15 protein-coding genes and 1 riboswitch are annotated in these 18,516 nt (G+C 66.8%); of the genes, 14 read left to right on the plus strand and 1 reads right to left on the minus strand.

Annotated elements, in window-relative coordinates:
• Positions 1 to 29 precede the first annotated feature (29 nt).
• The 12 genes from ACIPV5_RS08075 (at position 30) to ACIPV5_RS08130 (ending at position 14,581) form a co-directional block, all read left to right on the plus strand.
• Positions 30 to 1,025: an ABC transporter permease gene (locus tag ACIPV5_RS08075; protein WP_053095557.1), complete on the plus strand. Its 996-nt coding sequence runs from the start codon at positions 30 to 32 to the stop codon at positions 1,023 to 1,025.
• Positions 1,018 to 1,998: an ABC transporter permease gene (locus ACIPV5_RS08080; RefSeq protein ID WP_053095558.1), complete on the plus strand. Its 981-nt coding sequence runs from the start codon at positions 1,018 to 1,020 to the stop codon at positions 1,996 to 1,998. The genes ACIPV5_RS08075 and ACIPV5_RS08080 overlap by 8 nt, the downstream gene beginning before the upstream one ends.
• Entirely contained in the window at positions 1,995 to 2,858 is an 864-nt protein-coding gene (locus ACIPV5_RS08085; RefSeq protein ID WP_053095559.1) for an ABC transporter ATP-binding protein, read from the plus strand. The genes ACIPV5_RS08080 and ACIPV5_RS08085 overlap by 4 nt, the downstream gene beginning before the upstream one ends.
• Entirely contained in the window at positions 2,855 to 3,691 is an 837-nt protein-coding gene (locus tag ACIPV5_RS08090; RefSeq protein ID WP_072590993.1) for an ATP-binding cassette domain-containing protein, read from the plus strand. Before ACIPV5_RS08085 ends, ACIPV5_RS08090 begins: the two co-directional genes overlap by 4 nt.
• A 127-nt stretch (positions 3,692 to 3,818) precedes the next feature.
• Positions 3,819 to 3,913: riboswitch (glycine riboswitch) on the plus strand.
• A gap of 155 nt (positions 3,914 to 4,068) precedes the next feature.
• Positions 4,069 to 5,253, plus strand: a complete 1,185-nt coding sequence (locus ACIPV5_RS08095) for a glycine cleavage system aminomethyltransferase GcvT (RefSeq protein ID WP_400340680.1) — start codon at positions 4,069 to 4,071, stop codon at positions 5,251 to 5,253.
• Positions 5,250 to 5,627, plus strand: a complete 378-nt coding sequence (gene gcvH / locus ACIPV5_RS08100) for a glycine cleavage system protein GcvH (protein ID WP_320491344.1) — start codon at positions 5,250 to 5,252, stop codon at positions 5,625 to 5,627. Before ACIPV5_RS08095 ends, gcvH begins: the two co-directional genes overlap by 4 nt.
• A 61-nt stretch (positions 5,628 to 5,688) precedes the next feature.
• Complete coding sequence (gcvP, locus tag ACIPV5_RS08105; RefSeq protein ID WP_400341258.1) at positions 5,689 to 8,520, plus strand: aminomethyl-transferring glycine dehydrogenase; 2,832 nt, start codon at positions 5,689 to 5,691, stop codon at positions 8,518 to 8,520.
• 225 nt (positions 8,521 to 8,745) lie between these two features.
• The gene (locus tag ACIPV5_RS08110; RefSeq protein WP_150115049.1) at positions 8,746 to 10,383 is read left to right on the plus strand and encodes an ABC transporter substrate-binding protein; all 1,638 of its coding nucleotides are present in this window, start codon (positions 8,746 to 8,748) and stop codon (positions 10,381 to 10,383) included.
• A gap of 101 nt (positions 10,384 to 10,484) precedes the next feature.
• Positions 10,485 to 11,411, plus strand: a complete 927-nt coding sequence (locus ACIPV5_RS08115; RefSeq protein WP_053095564.1) for an ABC transporter permease — start codon at positions 10,485 to 10,487, stop codon at positions 11,409 to 11,411.
• Positions 11,404 to 12,348 (plus strand): ABC transporter permease, encoded by a 945-nt coding sequence (locus ACIPV5_RS08120; RefSeq protein ID WP_053095565.1) that lies wholly within the window; start codon positions 11,404 to 11,406, stop codon positions 12,346 to 12,348. The genes ACIPV5_RS08115 and ACIPV5_RS08120 overlap by 8 nt, the downstream gene beginning before the upstream one ends.
• Complete coding sequence (locus tag ACIPV5_RS08125; RefSeq protein ID WP_053095566.1) at positions 12,345 to 14,018, plus strand: ABC transporter ATP-binding protein; 1,674 nt, start codon at positions 12,345 to 12,347, stop codon at positions 14,016 to 14,018. The genes ACIPV5_RS08120 and ACIPV5_RS08125 overlap by 4 nt, the downstream gene beginning before the upstream one ends.
• Positions 14,019 to 14,020: 2 nt before the next feature.
• Positions 14,021 to 14,581, plus strand: a complete 561-nt coding sequence (locus ACIPV5_RS08130; protein ID WP_400340683.1) for a PH domain-containing protein — start codon at positions 14,021 to 14,023, stop codon at positions 14,579 to 14,581.
• A gap of 14 nt (positions 14,582 to 14,595) precedes the next feature.
• Here ACIPV5_RS08130 and ACIPV5_RS08135 read toward each other — a convergent pair whose 3' ends face one another.
• Positions 14,596 to 15,381 (minus strand): CPBP family intramembrane glutamic endopeptidase, encoded by a 786-nt coding sequence (locus ACIPV5_RS08135; RefSeq protein WP_232224531.1) that lies wholly within the window; start codon positions 15,379 to 15,381, stop codon positions 14,596 to 14,598.
• 103 nt (positions 15,382 to 15,484) lie between these two features.
• Here ACIPV5_RS08135 and typA point away from each other — a divergent pair, with 103 nt between their 5' ends.
• Positions 15,485 to 17,398 carry a translational GTPase TypA gene (typA, locus tag ACIPV5_RS08140; RefSeq protein ID WP_053095568.1) on the plus strand — a complete coding sequence of 638 codons (1,914 nt, stop codon included), beginning with the start codon at positions 15,485 to 15,487 and terminating at the stop codon, positions 17,396 to 17,398.
• Positions 17,399 to 17,562: 164 nt separating this feature from the next.
• Positions 17,563 to 18,447, plus strand: a complete 885-nt coding sequence (locus tag ACIPV5_RS08145; protein WP_187249386.1) for a phospholipase — start codon at positions 17,563 to 17,565, stop codon at positions 18,445 to 18,447.
• Positions 18,448 to 18,516 lie beyond the last annotated feature (69 nt).

The following is an 18,516-nucleotide window of genomic DNA, read 5'->3' on the forward strand; positions in this document are numbered from 1 at the left end:
TCGGGGGAGCAGGAAGCACGGTCAGTGACATGAAGTTCTATGCACGAAGAATCGGGTTCTACGCGTTCACGCTATGGGCCGCGATCTCACTCAACTTCCTGCTTCCCCGGCTCATGCCGGGGAACCCGGCGGACATCATGATCGCCAAGATGCAGCGAGCGGGCGGCGAGGTCTCCGAGACCACGATCCGCAACATCAAGCTGCTTCTCGGCGGTGATGACTCGTCCCTCTGGGATCAGTACATCGCGTACTGGGGGCGCATGTTCCAGGGCGACCTGGGCATCTCCGTCACCAAGTTCCCCGCGCCGGTGAGCGAGCTGATCGGGCAGGCGCTGCCCTGGACGCTCATCCTCGTCGGCACGGTGACCGTGATCTCCTTCATCCTCGGCGTCGTCCTCGGCGCCTGGGCGGGATGGAAGCGCGGAACGTGGGTCGACCACCTCATCCCGGCGACCACCGTGCTGCAGTCCATCCCGTACTTCTGGATGGCGCTGCTGCTCGTCTCGGTGTTCGCGGTCGGGCTCGGCTGGTTCCCGATCTTCGGCGGCTACGACGTGTTCGACTTCCCGGACGGTCCCGAGCCGACCTGGGCGTTCTTCATGGATGCGCTCTCGCACGCCATCCTGCCCGCACTGACGATCGTGATCTCGTCGGTGGGCGGCTGGATGTTCGGGATGCGCAACATGATGGTGCAGACCATGGCCGAGGACTACGTGCTCACGGCCGAGGCCAAGGGGCTCCGTCCGCGTCGCATCATGACGACGTACGCCGCCCGCAATGCCGCGATCCCGTCGATCGCCGGCTTCTCGATCACCCTGGGATTCGTTGTCGCCGGCTCCATCGTCATGGAGCAGGTCTTCACCTACCCGGGCATCGGGAAGCTGATGTTCCAGGCGGTCACGAACAACGACTACGCGCTGATGCAGGGACTCTTCCTCGTCATCACGATCACGGTGCTCGCCGCCAACTTCATCATGGACCTCGTCTATGGCTTCATCGACCCGAGGGCTCGCCAGAATGTCTGACACCGAGAACACAGTGCTGATCACGAAGGATCAGCCCATGACCCAGCCTGCGAGCACGATCTCTCTCGCCACCCAGCGGGGCCGCAGACGCCGCCGCGTCCTTCCCACCTCATCGACGAAATTCATCATCGGCGCGAGCATCGTGATCGCGATCGTGCTGTTCGCGATCATCGCGCCGATCTTCTCGCAGGACCCTCGAAGCACCGACAACCCCGCACTGCTCCCGCCCTCGCCGGAGCACTGGTTGGGCACCACCAAGCTCGGCAACGACATGTTCGCCCAGCTCGCCATCGGCGCCCAGGGCTCGCTCCTCGTGGGCGTGGTAGCGGGCGGAATCGCCATCATCCTGTCGCTTGTCTTCGGAGTCCTCGCGGGGTACCTCGGCGGATGGCGCGAGGACACCCTGGCGCTGCTGACCAACGTGATGATCGTGATCCCCGGCCTGCCGCTGGTGATGGTGATCTCCTCCTTCGTCCCGCAGCGCAGCTGGCAGCTCGTCGCGTTCGTGCTCGGCATCACGTCCTGGGCCGGTGCCGCCTACGTGCTCAGGCTGCAGACCCGATCTCTGCGCACGCGTGACTACGTCTACGCGTCCAAGGTCGCGGGAGAGCGATCCTTCCGCGTCATCCTGGTCGAGATCATGCCGAACCTGCTGCCGTTGCTCACCGCGCAGTTCCTGTTCGCGATCATCTTCGCGATCCTCGGCGAGGCCGGACTCTCATACCTCGGTCTCGGCCCCAACTCCTCCATCACCTGGGGGACGATCCTCAACGACGCGCAGTCAGGGCAGGCGCTCGGACGAGGCGCCTGGTGGTGGTTCGTCCCACCGGGAATCATGATCGCCATGCTCGGCGCGGGACTCTCGCTCATCAACTTCGCGATCGACGAGGTCATCAACCCCAAGCTCCGCAATGCACCCGACGCCGCTCGGCGCGTGCGCAAGGCCGCCAAGACGAAGGGGGTCGCCGCATGAGCGCTCCGGATGCCGTGCTGACCGCACGCGACGTGTCGATCGAGTACGAGGTGGATCCGCCCGTGAAGGCGGTCCGCAACGTCTCTCTCACACTCAACCGAGGCGAGATCCTCGGCCTCGCCGGTGAGTCCGGCTGCGGCAAGACGACGCTCGCCTACGGCATGAATCGGCTGCTCAAGGCTCCTGCGCTCATGACCAGCGGCGAGATCGTGTTCCATGACCGCGACGGCCACGACATCGACATCGTCGCTCTCGACGGCGATGGGCTGCGGGCCTTCCGCTGGGACAAGATCTCGATGGTGTTCCAGGGAGCGATGAACTCGCTCAATCCGGTCATCAGCGTCAAGGCGCAGATCTTCGACATCTTCGAGACCCATCGCCCCGGCATGTCCAAGAAGGACAAGCAGGCGCGGGCCGAAGAGCTGCTGACCCTGGTCGGGGTCGACCCGTCGAGACTGACGAGCTTCCCTCATGAGCTGTCCGGTGGCATGCGTCAGCGCATGATGATCGCGATGGCGCTCGCGCTGGACCCTCAGGTGATGATCATGGACGAGCCGACCACGGCGCTCGACGTGGTCGTGCAGCGCGGGATCATCCGCGAGATCATGCGGTTGCGTGAGCGGCTGGGCTTCGCGGTGATCTTCATCACGCACGACCTGCCCATGCTGATCGAGATCAGCGACCGCATCGCCGTGATGCTGCAGGGGCAGATCGTCGAGGAGGGCACCGCGGAGGAGATCTACCGCACGCCCCAGCACGAATACACCAAGAAGCTCCTGTCGAGCTTCCCGAGTCTGACCGGCGAGCGCGGAGATTTCGTCCGCACCGGCAACCAGCCCAGTCAGGAGGAGGTCCGATGAGTGCTCCCACCCTCGAAGCCCGCAACCTGGTGAAGGACTTCACGCTGCGATCCGGCCTCAAGACGTCGGTCCTGCACGCGGTGAAGGACGTCTCGTTCACCATCGAAGCGGGGAAGACGGTCGCTCTCGTCGGCGAATCCGGGTCGGGCAAGTCGACGATCGCCCGGATGCTGATGAAGCTCGAGACGCCGACGGGCGGGCAGATCCTGCTCGACGGCAAGGACTCGGGCATGCGAGGCCGCGCCGTGGAGGACTACCGCTCCCAGGTGCAGATGGTCTTCCAGGACCCCTTCGCGTCACTCAACCCGTTCCACACGATCATCCATCACCTGGAGCGGCCGATCCGGCTCCACCACCCCAAGCTGTCTGGCTCCCAGGTGCGGGCGCGGGCGATCGAGCTGCTCGAGCGCGTGCGGCTGTCGCCCGGCGAGAGCTTCGCGGAACGTCGCCCGCATGAGCTGTCCGGTGGTCAGCGGCAGCGGGTGGCGATCGCTCGTGCGCTCGCCCCGGGCGCGCGGTTCATCGTCGCGGATGAGCCGGTCTCGATGCTCGATGTCTCGATCCGACTGGGAGTGCTCAACCTGCTGGCAGACCTGCAGCGGGAGGAGAACCTCGGCGTGCTCTACATCACGCACGATCTCGCGACGGCACGTCACTTCAGCGACGAGATCATGGTGCTCTACAAGGGTGATGTCGTCGAGCGCGGCCCCGCCGACGAGGTCATCCTCAATCCGCAGCACGAGTACACCAGGACATTGCTGGGCGCCGCGCCCGAGCCCGAGAACCTCGGGCGTCTGCGAGACGAGGTCAGAGCCGAGCTGGCGGGTCGCTGACCTCCAGTGGATGACGCCGCGCTCGCCTGGCGCCCCACCTTCGGGGCGTCGGGGGAGCGCGGCTTTCTGCGGCCTGTGCCGACGACGTCGACCCGCTAGACTGAGGCCACAAGTGAAGACAGGCCGAATGACCCACGCGGGAGAGCCCCGGCGAATGCAGCCGGGCACCGAAGGAGCAAGCCTCCCCGCCAATCTCTCAGGTACGCGTACCGCGCGGTTCCGGCCACTCTGAAAAGCGATCTCGAGCGACGCCGCGTCAGCTCGGATCCGCCGACGGTGAAAGCCCAGTCTCTGGGCGAAGCTCTCAGGCTCATGACAGAGGGGGAGTTCCCAGGAGCAGCGTCGCTGTTCCGCCCGATCCAGCCCGGGAGAACTCCATGTCCGACCCCCGCTACACCCCGCTGCGTGAGCGCCACGAGGCGCTCGGTGCATCGTTCACCGACTTCGGCGGTTGGCAGATGCCGGTGCGATACACGTCCGACCTCGCCGAGCACCACGCCGTGCGGCAGGCGGCCGGCATCTTCGACATCTCCCATATGGCGGAGTTCCTCGTCACCGGCGACTTCGCCGGGGAGTTCCTCGACTACTCGCTCGCGGGCCGGCTGTCGGCGATGGCGGTCGGCAAGGCGAAGTACTCCCTGATGCTCGCCGACGACGGCGGGATCATCGACGACGTCATCGTCTACCGGCTCGCAGACGACCGCTTCCTGGTGATCGCGAACGCGGGAAACCGCGGATTCGTCGACCAGGCGTTCGCATCGCGCGTCCGTTCGTTCCCATCGCGGATCGAACGCGAGATGCCCGCCAGGGCCGAGGGAGAGGATCGCAGCTTCGCGGGGTTCATCGGCGACAGGGGCGTGGACGTCGAAGACGTCTCCGACGACTATGCCCTGCTCGCGGTCCAGGGCCCCGCCTCCGAGGCGATCGTCTCGTCGACGCCGGGCATCACCGATCTCGGCACCCCATGGGCGGAACAGAAGTACTACGCCTGGGCCGATGCGCTGTTTCAGGGTGCACCGCTGCTGCTCGCCCGCACCGGCTACACGGGCGAGGACGGATTCGAGCTTCTGGTGAGAGCCGCCGACGCACCCGCCCTGTGGGACGCCCTCGTCGAGGCGGGTCAGCCGCACGGGCTCGTCCCCGCGGGCCTCGCCGCGCGCGACACCCTCCGGCTCGAAGCGGGGATGCCTCTCTACGGTCACGAGCTCTCGCGCGAGACGAAGCCGTCTCAGGCCGGTCTCGGGCGAGTGGTGGTGTCCGACAAAGATGACTTCATCGGCAAGGGAGCGGTGGATGCCGCATCCGACGCTCCGGTGCTCGTCGGCCTGGTCGCCGAGGGCAAACGTGCCGGACGCGCGGGCTACTCGGTGGTCGACGCGGACGGCATCGTGCTGGGCGAGGTCACCAGCGGTGCACTGAGCCCGACGCTCGGCCACCCGATCGCGATGGCCTACGTGGCACCTTCTTCCGCTGCCGCGGGAACCGCAGTATTCCTTGATGTGCGGGGGACCAGGATCCCCGCGACCGTGACCGCCCTGCCTTTCTACCGGAGGACCAAATGACCGATCTCAACGCACTCAGCTATACCGACGAGCACGAGTGGATCGCCGCTGGCGGTGACACCGTCACCATCGGGATCACCGACTACGCGGCCGACAAGCTGGGAGACGTCGTGTTCGTCGAACTCCCCGCCGTCGGCACCGAGATCGCCGCAGGCTCGGTCGTCGGTGAGATCGAGTCGACCAAGTCGGTCGGCGAGCTCTACGCCCCGGTCACCGGCACGGTCGTCGAGATCAACGACGCCGTCGTCGACGACCCGTCGCTCGTGAACGCTGAGCCGTTCGACGGAGGCTGGCTCATCAAGGTCTCCGTCGCCGCCGGTGCGCTCGAGGGCCTGATGGACCGCGACGCGTACGTCGCTCTCACGGAGGGCTGATCGTCCAGTGGTCTCTTTCGCCGATCGTCATATCGGAACCACCGCCGCCGCCCAGCGCCAGATGCTCGACACGCTGGGCGTCGAGTCGAAGCTCGAGGACTGGAGCCCGGTCGAGGCGCTGATGCGTCAGGCCGTGCCCGCTTCGATCTTCACCCCCGCCTCCACGGAGTCCGTGATCCCGCGCGCAGCGAGCGAGACCGAGGCGCTCGCCGAGCTGCGAGCGCTCGCGTCCCGCAACACGGTGAACCGGCCGATGATCGGTCTCGGGTACTACGGCACGATCACCCCTCAGGTGATCCAGCGCAACGTGCTCGAGAATCCGTCGTGGTACACCGCGTACACGCCGTACCAGCCCGAGATCTCGCAGGGTCGCCTCGAAGCACTCATCAACTTCCAGACGATGGTCGCCGAACTGACCGGCCTGACCACCGCGAACGCGTCGATGCTCGACGAATCGACCGCTGTGGTCGAGGGGATGCTGCTGGCACGCCGCGCGTCGAAGAAGGCGTCGAACGTCTTCGCCGTCGACGCCGACGCGTTCCCGCAGACGAAGGCACTGCTCGAGACCCGTGCCGAGGCCGTGGGCATCGAACTGGTGTCCGTCGACTTCGCGGCGGGTGAAGAGCTGCCCGCCGAGCTGTTCGGAGTCTTCGTGCAGTACCCGGGGGCCTCCGGGCGAGTCTGGAACCCGGCGGCCGTGATCGATGCGGCGCACCTCGCGGGCGGGCTCGCCGTCGTCGCGGCCGACCTCCTCGCGCTCACCCTCATCGCGTCGCCGGGCTCGCTCGGGGCCGATGTCGCGGTCGGGACGACGCAGCGCTTCGGCGTGCCGATCGGCTTCGGAGGCCCGCACGCGGGCTACATGGCTGTGCGCGCAGGGCTCGAACGTCAGCTGCCCGGCCGTCTCGTCGGCGTCTCTGTCGATGCCGACGGCAAGCCGGCGTATCGGCTGTCGCTGCAGACCCGCGAGCAGCACATCCGCCGCGAGAAGGCGACGAGCAACATCTGCACGGCTCAGGTGCTGCTCGCCGTGATGGCGTCGATGTACGCCGTCTACCACGGTCCCGATGGACTGAAGGCGATCGCCCGGGAGGTCGCGGCCAAGACCGCGATGCTGCGCGACTGGCTCGCCGATGCGGGTGCGGACGTCGTGCACGACTCGTTCTTCGACACCCTCCAGGTGCGGGTGCCGGGGCGCGCTGCCGAGTTCGTGGAGCAGGCCCATCACGGTTTCGGCATCCTGCTGCACGCCGCGGATGCCGACACGATCGGCATCTCGATCGACGAGACCACGACGGTCGCCGAGCTCCATCAGGTCGCTCAGGTCTTCGGCGGTGCCCGGGAGCGCGCATTCGGATTCTTCGGCTCCGGTTCGCAGGGCGGCCTCCCCGGCGATCTGCTCCGTCAGGACGAGTACCTCACGCACCCCGTCTTCCACGCGCACCGCAGCGAGACGGCGATGATGCGCTATCTCAAGAGCCTCGCCGATCGTGACTATGCGCTCGACCGCGGCATGATCCCGCTCGGGTCCTGCACGATGAAGCTCAACGCGGCGACCGAGATGGCATCGATCACGTGGCCGGAGTTCGCGGGCATCCACCCGTTCGCGCCGGCATCCGATGTCGCGGGGTATCTCGACATGATCACGCAGCTCGAAGCGTGGCTCGCCGAGGTCACGGGGTACGACGCCGTCTCGCTGCAGCCGAACGCCGGCTCGCAGGGCGAGCTGGCCGGCCTCCTCGCCATCCGCGGATACCACCTCGCGAACGGCGACACGCAGCGCACGGTGTGCCTGATCCCGTCGTCCGCGCACGGCACCAACGCGGCCTCCGCAGTGCTCGCCGGAATGAAGGTCGTCGTCGTGGCGTGCGATGAGCTCGGGAACGTCGACCTCGACGACCTGCGGGCGAAGATCGCGGCGCACGCCGACGAGCTCTCGGCGCTGATGATCACCTACCCGTCGACGCATGGCGTCTACGAGCAGGACGTGGTCGAGATCACGACCGCGGTGCACGACGCCGGCGGCCAGGTGTACGTGGACGGAGCGAACCTCAACGCGCTGCTCGGCTACGCCCGGTTCGGCGATCTCGGCGGCGACGTCTCGCACCTCAACCTGCACAAGACGTTCGCGATCCCGCACGGCGGCGGCGGCCCCGGTGTGGGCCCCGTCGCAGCCAAGGCGCACCTCGCGGCCTACCTGCCGTCGCACCCGCTCGCGCAGCGGGCGGAGCATGCGGGCGGATTCGTCTTCGAAGGCGGCGCGGTGTCGGCGGCACCCTACGGATCTGCGGGCATCCTGCCGATCTCCTGGTCCTATGTGCGGATGATGGGCGCCGACGGCCTCCGTCACGCGACCGCGGCCGCGGTGCTGTCCGCGAACTACATCGCCGCGCGCCTGGGCGAGCACTTCCCCGTGCTGTACGCGGGGGAGGACGGCCGGGTGGCGCACGAGTGCATCCTCGACCTGCGTCCGCTTCGCGAGGAGACCGGGATCACCGTCGACGACGTCGCCAAGCGACTGATCGACTTCGGCTTCCACGCACCGACCATGTCGTTCCCGGTCGCGGGGACTCTGATGGTGGAACCCACCGAGTCCGAGGACCTCGGCGAGATCGAGCGGTTCATCGAGGCCATGATCATGATCAAGGCCGAAGCGGATGCCGTCGCCGCCGGGCGCTGGCCCGCGGACGACAACCCTCTCGTCAACGCTCCGCACACCGCAGTCTCGCTGATCGCGGGGGAGTGGGAGCACGCCTACAGCCGTGAAGACGCCGCCTATCCGGTGCACGCCCTGGTGGCAGGCAAGTACTGGCCGCCCGTGCGCCGCATCGACCAGGCGTACGGTGACCGCAACCTCGTGTGCGCCTGCCCGCCGATCGAGGCGTTCGCCTGAACCGAATCCTGAGGGGTGACGGCGTCGTGTCCATGCGGACACGACGCCGTCACTCGTTTCCGTGCATTTCCGCGTGTTTCGGGGATGTTTCAGTTGGTCACCACTCAGTAACGGTTCATTAGCCGAGAGCGGCGTCCACGAAACCGCGGGTTACAGTCAACTATCCCTACGCGTTCGACGATGAGCGCGCAGTCTGATGAATACCCGTCCACAGGAGGACACAAAGTGAAGCGCAACAAGATCGCCCTTGCGGGCACTGCGCTGTTCGCGATCGGCGCCCTGGCGCTCGCGGGCTGCGCGAGCGGTGGAAGCGGCAATGAAGGCGACGGCGGCTCCGGTGCGAACACCGACGCCGACGCCATCATCACCACGAACGGCTCGGAGCCCGAGAACCCGCTGATCCCCACCAACACCAACGAGGTGGGCGGCGGAAAGATCCTCGACGAGATCTTCGCCGGTCTGATCTACTACGACGCCGACGGCAAGCCCGTCAACGACGTGGCTGAGGAGATCACCACGGAGGACCCGCAGAACCTCACCGTCAAGATCAAGGAAGGCCTGACCTTCACCGACGGTGAAGAAGTCACCGCCGACAACTTCATCAAGGCGTGGAACGAGGGCGCCAAGGCGTCGAACGCTCACCTCTCCAGCTACTTCTTCGAGGACATCGAGGGCTTCAGCTACGACACCGACTCCGAGCTCACGGGTCTCAAGCAGGTCGATGACTACACCTTCACGATCGCGCTGAACAAGCCGGCATCCGACTTCGCTCTGCGTCTCGGCTACTCGGCCTTCTACCCGCTCCCCGACGTCGCGTTCGAGGACATGGAAGCGTTCGGTCAGAACCCGATCGGCAACGGTCCGTACATGATCGACGGCGAAGACGCGTGGCAGCACGACGTCCAGATCGACCTCGTCCGCAACGACGACTACGACGGTGGCCGTCAGGCCGCCAACGGCGGTCTGACCATCAAGTTCTACGCCACGCAGGAGGCCGCATACGCCGACCTGCTGTCGAACGAGGTCGACGTCATCGACGCCATCCCGACGAACTCGCTCCCGGTCTTCACCGACGAGCTCGGCGACCGTGCTGTGAACCAGCCCTCCGCTGTGTTCCAGTCCTTCACCATCGGCCAGTTCCTCCCGCACTTCAGCGGCGAAGAGGGCCAGCTGCGTCGTCAGGCGCTGTCGATGGCGATCAACCGCGAGGAGATCACCGAGACGATCTTCTCGGGCACCCGCACCCCGGCATCCGACTTCACCTCTCCGGTCATCGACGGCTGGTCCGACTCGGTTCCCGGCAGCGAGGTCCTCGACTTCGACCCCGAGAAGGCGAAGGAGCTGTGGGCTGAGGCCGACGCCATCGCACCGTGGGACGGCGAGTTCAAGATCGCGTACAACTCCGACGGCGGCCACGACGCCTGGGTCGACGCGGTGAGCAACAGCATCAAGAACACGCTCGGCATCGAGGCATCGGGTGACCCGTACCCGACCTTCCAGGACCTTCGCACGAAGATCAACGACCGCACCATCACCACGGCTGCGCGCTCGGGCTGGCAGGCCGACTACCCGGGTCTGTACAACTTCCTCGGACCGCTCTACGCCACCGGCGCAGGCTCCAACGACGGTGACTACACGAACCCCGAGTTCGACGAGCTCATCTCCGCCGGCATCAGCAACCCCGACGCCGAGGCTCAGATCGAGGACTTCACCAAGGCGCAGGAGGTCCTGTTCCAGGACCTTCCCGCGATCCCGCTGTGGTACTCGAACGTGACCGGTGGCTTCAGCGAGAACGTCGACAACGTCACGTTCGGCTGGAACTCGGTTCCGCTGTACTACGAGATCACGAAGGCCGGCGAGTAAGTCTGACGGCACTTCACCTGTGAGGCGGTGACGATTCTTCGTCACCGCCTCACAGGCTTGTGTTCACGTAGCTTTCTTTCCCCTCAAGAAGGGACAAGCGGATGCTCGGTTACATTCTGAGACGTCTCCTGCAGGTGATCCCGGTCTTCTTCGGAGCCACCCTGCTCATTTACTTCCTCGTGTTCGCCATGCCCGGCGACCCGATCCTCGCCCTGTTCGGCGACAAGACGCCCAACCCGGCGGTCGTCGAGCAGCTGCGCGCGCAGTACCACCTGGACCAGCCGTTCATCGTGCAGTACTGGTACTACATCACCGGCGTCTTCCAGGGCGACCTGGGCACGACCTACTCGGGCCGCCCGGTCTCGGCTGTGCTCGCCGCCACGCTTCCTGTCACCGGCCGACTCGCAGTCATGGCCATCGCCATCGAGTTCGTGCTCGCCATCGTCATCGGCACCATCTCGGCGCTGCGCAAGGGCAAGCTGTTCGACAACGTCTCGCTCGTCGTGGCGCTGGTCGCGATCGCGATCCCGATCTTCGTGGTGGCGTTCCTCGCGCAGTACTTCCTCGCGATCCAGCTCGGCTGGTTCAAGCCCACGGTGGGTGCGGACAACGACTGGGGCGGGTTGTGGCTGCCGGCGATCGTGCTCGGTTTCAGCCTCTATGCGGTGAGCATGCGTCTCATGCGCAGCTCGGTCATCGAGACCCTGAACCAGGACTGGGTGCGCACGGCGTACAGCAAGGGGCTCTCGCGCAACCGCGTGCTGCCCGTGCACGTGCTGCGCAACTCCCTGATCCCGGTGATCACGAACTCCGCCACGAACTTCGGCGTGCTGCTCGTGGGCGCCACCGTCACCGAGGGCATCTTCAACGTCCCCGGTGTGGGAAACACGCTCTTCCAGGCGATCCAGCGCGGCGAGGGACCCACGGTCGTCTCGTTCGTGACCGTGTTCGTCATCCTGTACGTGTTGGTGAACCTTCTCATCGACCTGCTCTACGGTCTGCTCGACCCGAGGATTCGCTATGCCTGATCCCACATCTCAGAAGCACTACGTCGCTCCGATCGAGACGGAGTCGATCGCGGTCGACGCCGTTCGGATCTCGGACAAGCCCAGCAACCTCTGGCGTGACGCCTGGTTCGACCTGCGTCGTCGTCCGCTGTTCTGGTTCTCGGTCGTCCTCGCGCTGTTCTTCCTCGTGATGGCGCTGTGGCCGACTCTGTTCACCGCGACGCCGCCGAACAACGACTGCCAGCTGTCGAACAGCAACGGCGGTCCGACGGATGGACACCCGCTCGGGTTCACGTTCCAGGGCTGCGACATCTATGCGCGCATCGTCTGGGGCGCGCAGACGTCGCTGGCCGTCGGCCTCATCGCGACGCTGATCTCGTCCGTTCTCGGCCTGATCATGGGAGCTCTCGCGGGCTTCTACGGCGGATGGCTCGACTCGGTGCTCTCGCGCATCGGCGACATCTTCTTCGCCATCCCGTACATCCTCGCGGCCGTCGTCGTGATGACCGTGTTCCGGGATTCCCGTTCGGTGTGGACGCTCGCGTTCGCCATCGGAGCGTTCGCCTGGGCGTCCACGGCTCGCGTCGTGCGGGCCGAGGTGCTCCGTGTGCGTCAGGCGGACTTCGTGATGGCGTCGCAGGCGCTCGGTCAGTCGAAGTTCAAGATCCTCCTGAACCACGTGGTCCCGAACGCCATCGCTCCGCTGCTCGTCGTCTCGACGCTCGGCCTCGCCGCCGCGATCGTCGCGGAAGCGACGCTCTCGTTCCTCGGGGTGGGTCTCGGCAGCGACGTGATGTCGTGGGGAAATGACATCGCGAAGGCTCAGGCATCGCTGCGTGTCGCGCCGATGGCGCTCATCTATCCGTCGATCGCTCTCACCCTCGCGGTGCTGGCGTTCGTCACCCTGGGCGAGCTCATCCGAGACGCCCTCGACCCGAAGGCGAGGGCACGCCGATGAGCGAGCGAATCACCGAACAGGTCCCGCTGCTGAGCATCCGCGACCTGAGCGTCGCGTTCCGCACGCAGGAGGGTCTGCGCGAAGTGCTCCACGGAGTGAGCTTCGACGTCATGCCCGGAGAGACCGTCGCGATCGTGGGCGAGTCGGGCTCGGGCAAGTCCACGACGGCCACGGCCATCGTGAACCTGCTGCCCGGCACCGGCCAGGTCACCGCGGGATCGATCACCCTCGAGGGGCGCGAGCTCACGACGCTCAACCGTCGCGAGATCGAGGCCGTCCGAGGCCGGGACATCGGCTTCGTGCCGCAGGACCCGATGTCGAACCTCAACCCCGTCTGGAGCATCGGCTTCCAGGTGAAAGAGGCGATCCGTGCGAACGGCATCGCCCAGGGGCGCGACGCGGCCAAGGCGCGCACCGTCGAGGTGCTGCAGCAGGCCGGACTCGCCGACGCCGAGAAGCGTCTGCACCAGTTCCCGCACCAGTTCTCGGGAGGCATGCGCCAGCGCGCGCTCATCGGGATGGGCCTCGCGGCCGACCCCAAGCTGCTCATCGCCGACGAGCCGACCTCGGCTCTCGACGTCACCGTGCAGCGCGTGATCCTCGACCACATGGCGTCGCTCACCCGTGACAAGGGCACCTCGGTGCTCCTGATCACGCACGATCTCGGTCTCGCAGCCGAGCGTGCGGACAAGATCATCGTGATGAACGGCGGCAACATCGTCGAGTCCGGTCCCAGCCGCGAGATCCTCGAGAACCCGCAGCACCCGTACACGAAGCGACTGGTCGCCGCGGCGCCCAGCGTCGCATCGCAGCGCATCCAGGCGGTGGTGGAGGACCGGGGGATCGAGACGCTCGACGACCTCGCCGACATCCCGCCGACGGTGCGCGTCGCCGGACTCACGAAGGACTACCGGATCCGCCAGGGGAACTTCCGCAGTGAAGCGTTCCGCGCTGTCGACGACGTGTCCTTCGAGATCCCTCGCGGCAAGACGCTCGCGCTCGTGGGCGAGTCGGGCTCTGGCAAGTCCACGGTCGCCAAGATGGTGCTGAAGCTCGAAGAGCCGACCAGCGGAACCATCGAGATCGACGGGCAGGATGTGTCGAGGCTGTCGAATGCGCAGGCGTTCGGTCTGCGTCGGCGCATGCAGCCGGTCTTCCAGGACCCGTACGGCTCGCTCGATCCACTGCGCAACATCGGCAACACGATCGCCGAGCCGATGCAGATCCACGGCGTCGGCGATCGCGCCTCGCAGCGCGAGCGGGTCGAGGAGCTGCTCGACCAGGTCTCGCTTCCGCGCGTCCTCGCGACTCGGTATCCGAACGAGCTCTCGGGCGGTCAGCGTCAGCGTGTCGCGATCGCACGCGCTCTCGCGCTCAAGCCCGACATCATCGTCCTCGACGAGGCGGTGTCGGCGCTCGACGTGCTGGTGCAGGATCAGGTGCTGCAGCTGCTGGCCGAGCTCCAGTCGGAGCTCGGGCTCACCTACCTGTTCATCACTCACGACCTCGCGGTCGTCCGAGTGTCGAGCGATCTGGTGTGCGTCATGGAGAAGGGCAAGATCGTCGAGCAGGGCACTGTCGACGAGATCTTCGCGAATCCCCAGCAGGAGTACACCGATCGTCTGCTCAAGGCGATCCCCGGGGCGACCATCACCCTCGGCGGTCACTGAGAGTGAGCATCGACCCTCGACCGGAGGCCGCACGGACTTTCCGTGCGGCCTCCGGGCCTGTCTCCCTCGTGCTGTGCTCGCTGCTCGCGATCTTCCTGCTCGGCGACGCCGTCGTACGCGCCGGCTGGGGCCAGATGCTCCTGCTCGCACCCTGGGTGCTGCTCGGACTCTGGGTGGTCTACGAGATCGCGTTCGTCTCGGTCGTCCGCATCGACGACCAGGGAGCGATGGTGCAGAACATGCTGCGTCGCACCTCGTTCGGCTGGAGCCGCGTGCGCGACGTCGACCTGCGCTGGCAGCTCGTCTTCTCGCTCGACGACGGCACCGACCTGTCGAGCTACGGAGGGCCGGCTCGAGCGCGGCCCGTGCGACGCGCGACCGGCGACGACGAGGCCAAGGCCCCCGTCGCGCTCCGCGACCTCACCGACGTCCGTGACCGCTGGCAGGCGGCTCTCTCCGGTGCGGACGCGCCGATCCGCCGCACGTGGGACTATCGGGCGCTCATCGCCCTCGGTGTCATCGTGCTCTGGGCCGTGGCGTCGATCCTGGTCGCGAACGGCTGACCCCGCCTCGGCTCTCAGCCGGGCAACCCGAACAGCGCCGGCCAGGTCGCCGCAGCCCACGGGTAGCCGACGAACACGGTCGCGTCGATCAGGAAGTGCGCGACGAGGAACGGCATCAGCCGTCCGCTGCGCTGGAACAGCCATCCGAAGAGCAGTCCCATCGCCAGGTTCCCGATGAAGGCTCCCGGCCCCTGGTAGAGGTGGTAGCTCGCGCGCAGCAGCGATGTGGCGACGATGATGGCCCACGGACCCCAGCCGAGCTGCCTGAGCCGGGCGAAGAGATATCCGAGCACGACGAACTCCTCCTGCAGCGATGCGCGCGCTGCAGCGAGGAGAAGCACCGGGATGGTCCACCAGTGGCTGTCGAGCCCCGCGGGATTCACCGCGACGAACAGCCCGAGTGCGCGGCCGGCGAGATACAGCCCGATGCCCGGGATGCCGATGGCTGCCACCAGGAGGATCCCGCGACCGACGTCCGGACCCACCCGGGTGCCGTCGAGACCCAGGCGCGCGAGGTGCGGCCTCGAGGATTGCCAGAGAAGGAAGCACACCAGCAGCACCGGGACGAGGGAGAAGCCGATCGACAGGATCTGGTAGATCAGGTCGAAGATCTCCCGATCGCTCCGGGAGGGGTTCAGGGTCGCGGTCTGGTCGGCGAGCGGCGTCTCGTCGGTGAGGCGGTACGCCAGCTGAACGACCGCATACACCGCTGACTGACCGAGGCCGAGCGCGAGGACGATCGCCACCTCCCACCACAGACGACTGCGTGAGGGAGCGGGGGAGAGGTCGGCGACGGTCACGATCACGATGCTACTTCGAGAGCGCTCAGGAACGACTCGCCCGAATACGATAGTCTGGAACGTCGGCTTCTCGGCAAAACCCCACACTCTTTAGGACATCTGCATGGCGCACGCCCTTCGCTCTGACCTCCGCAACGTCGCAATCGTCGCGCACGTCGACCACGGCAAGACCACTCTCGTCGACGCCATGCTGCGTCAGACCGGCTCGTTCGGCGAACACGCCCACGTCGATGAGCGCGCGATGGACTCGAACGACCTCGAGCGCGAGAAGGGCATCACGATCCTCGCCAAGAACACGGCGATCACCTACAAGGGCAAGCATGCTCAGGGCAAGGAGATCACGATCAACGTGATCGACACCCCCGGCCACGCCGACTTCGGTGGTGAGGTCGAGCGCGGCCTGTCGATGGTCGACGGCGTCGTGCTGCTCGTAGACGCCAGCGAGGGCCCGCTCCCGCAGACCCGTTTCGTGCTGCGCAAGGCTCTCGAGGCCAAGCTGCCCGTCATCCTCCTGGTCAACAAGACCGACCGTCCCGACGCTCGTATCGCCGAGGTCGAGGAAGAGGCTCACGACCTGCTGCTCGGCCTCGCGTCCGACCTCGTCGACGACGTGCCCGACCTCGATGTCGACGCCCTGCTCGACGTTCCCGTCGTCTACGCGTCCGGCCGTGCCGGCGCGGCCTCGCAGAACCGCCCCGCCGACGGATCGCTGCCCGACAACGACGACCTTGAGCCGCTGTTCGAGGCGATCCTCGAGCACGTCCCCGCTCCCGCCTACGACGACGAGCACCCGCTGCAGGCCTGGGTCACCAACCTCGACTCCAGCCCCTTCCTCGGTCGTCTCGCTCTGCTGCGCGTCTTCAACGGCACGCTGAAGAAGGGCCAGACGGTCGCCTGGGTACGCGCTGACGGCACGCACCAGAACGCACGCATCACCGAGCTGCTCAAGACGCGGGCGCTCGAGCGCTACCCGGCCGATTCGGCGGGCCCGGGCGACATCGTCGCCATCGCCGGCTTCGAGAACATCACGATCGGCGAAACCATCGCCGACCCCGAGGATGTCCGGCCGCTTCCTGCGATCACCGTCGACGACCCGGCCATCTCGATGACGATCGGCACCAACACCTCGCCGCTCATGGGCAAGGTCAAGGGTCACAAGCTCACCGCTCGCATGGTCAAGGACCGTCTCGACAAGGAGCTGATCGGCAACGTCTCGCTCAAGGTCGTAGACATCGGACGCCCGGACGCCTGGGAGGTGCAGGGCCGCGGAGAGCTGGCGCTGGCCATCCTCGTCGAGAACATGCGCCGTGAGGGCTTCGAGCTCACCGTCGGCAAGCCGCAGGTGGTCACGAAGAAGATCGACGGCAAGACGTACGAGCCGTTCGAGCATCTCACGATCGACACGCCGGAGGAGCACCTCGGCGCGATCACGCAGCTTCTGGCGAACCGCAAGGGCCGCATGGAGAACATGACGAACCACGGCACTGGCTGGGTGCGCATGGAGTTCATCGTCCCGTCGCGCGGTCTCATCGGGTTCCGCAGCGAGTTCCTCACGACGACCCGAGGCACCGGCATCGCGAACGCGATCTCGCACGGCTACGAGCCGTGGGCCGGTTCCATCACGACCCGTCAGAACGGCTCGATCGTGGCCGACCGTCAGGGCGTCGTGACTCCGTTCGCGATGATCGCCCTGCAGGAGCGCATGTCGTTCTTCGTGCAGCCCACGCAGGAGGTCTACGAGGGCATGGTCATCGGCGAGAACTCCCGCGCCGACGACATGGACGTCAACATCACGAAGGAGAAGAAGCTCACCAACATGCGTGCGGCGAGCTCCGACACGTTCGAGTCGATGACGCCCCCGCGCCAGCTGACGCTCGAGGAGAGCCTCGAGTTCGCCCGTGACGACGAATGCGTCGAGGTCACGCCCGAGGTCGTCCGCATCCGCAAGGTGAATCTCGACGCGAACACTCGTGCGCGTGAGACCGCTCGCCTGAAGCGCCAGGACGCGAACGTCTGAGAATCGTCTGAGAGAAGGGGCCCTGTACCGCCGGAACGGCGGTACAGGGCCCCTTTCTCACGAAACGTCCAGGAGTGCCGTTGCAGAATCGTTACCTTGCGCCTGGGGCGATCTCCCGATGAGTGTCCTGTGACGGGCGTACGACGACCCGAAAGTCGAACCCAATGCTTCACACCACCCGTGCGCTTCGGCGCGCCCACGCGGCGGCGACAGCTCGTAACGCCATCACGGCGCGTCGCCCGAAACTGATTCTCGGAACGATCACCGGCGGCGTGCTCGGCCTCGCTCTGACGGTCGGCATCGTGTCCGCCCCCGCGGCCGGCGCCGAGCTGCCGGACGCCGTCGCAGGCGTCACCTCGTTCGTCACCGGCGAGCCGGACGCCCCGGCCAAGAGCGCGGATGACTCGGCGCTCACGATGGTCGCCGCTCAGGATGCCGTCGCGGCAGCTGAGGCGCTGAACGCAGAGGTCGCGGCATCGGGCCTCGATCTGGGCGCCGCACCCTCGAGCGTCGACACCGCTGACGTGACCACGTGGGTCGATCAGCTGGCGGACCGTGATGACTTCTCGAACAGGGAGCTCTCGAGCCTGACCGCGTACGCAGTCACCGGAACCGACGAGATCGTCGCGGAGACCGCTGCGCTGCAGGCGTCCTATGTCGCGGCCCAGGAGGCGAAGGCCGCTGCGGACGCGGCTGCGGCCCAGGCGGCGGCTGAAGCCGCGGCGCTCGCTCAGACGAACACCGTCGACGGCGCGAAGGCCGCGGCTCGCGACATCGCGTCGAGTGAGTACGGCTGGGGCGAGGACCAGTTCTCCTGCCTGAACTCGCTGTGGACCAAGGAGTCCGGCTGGAACTACAAGGCGTACAACGCCTCGGGTGGCGCGACGGGGATCCCGCAGGCTCTGCCCGGGAGCAAGATGGCGTCAGCCGGTTCCGACTGGCAGACCAACGCGGCCACTCAGATCCGCTGGGGCCTCGGATACATCTCGTCGGTCTACGGCACCCCCTGCAGTGCGTGGGGCCACTCCCAGTCGGTGAACTGGTACTGAGTCGCAGCTCCGCACACCCTCCCTCCGAGACCCACCCCGCCTGCGTGCGGCGGTGGGTCTCGGTGTCTC

Source organism: Microbacterium sp. NPDC090014 (assembly GCF_044748285.1).
Lineage (GTDB): Bacteria > Actinomycetota > Actinomycetes > Actinomycetales > Microbacteriaceae > Microbacterium.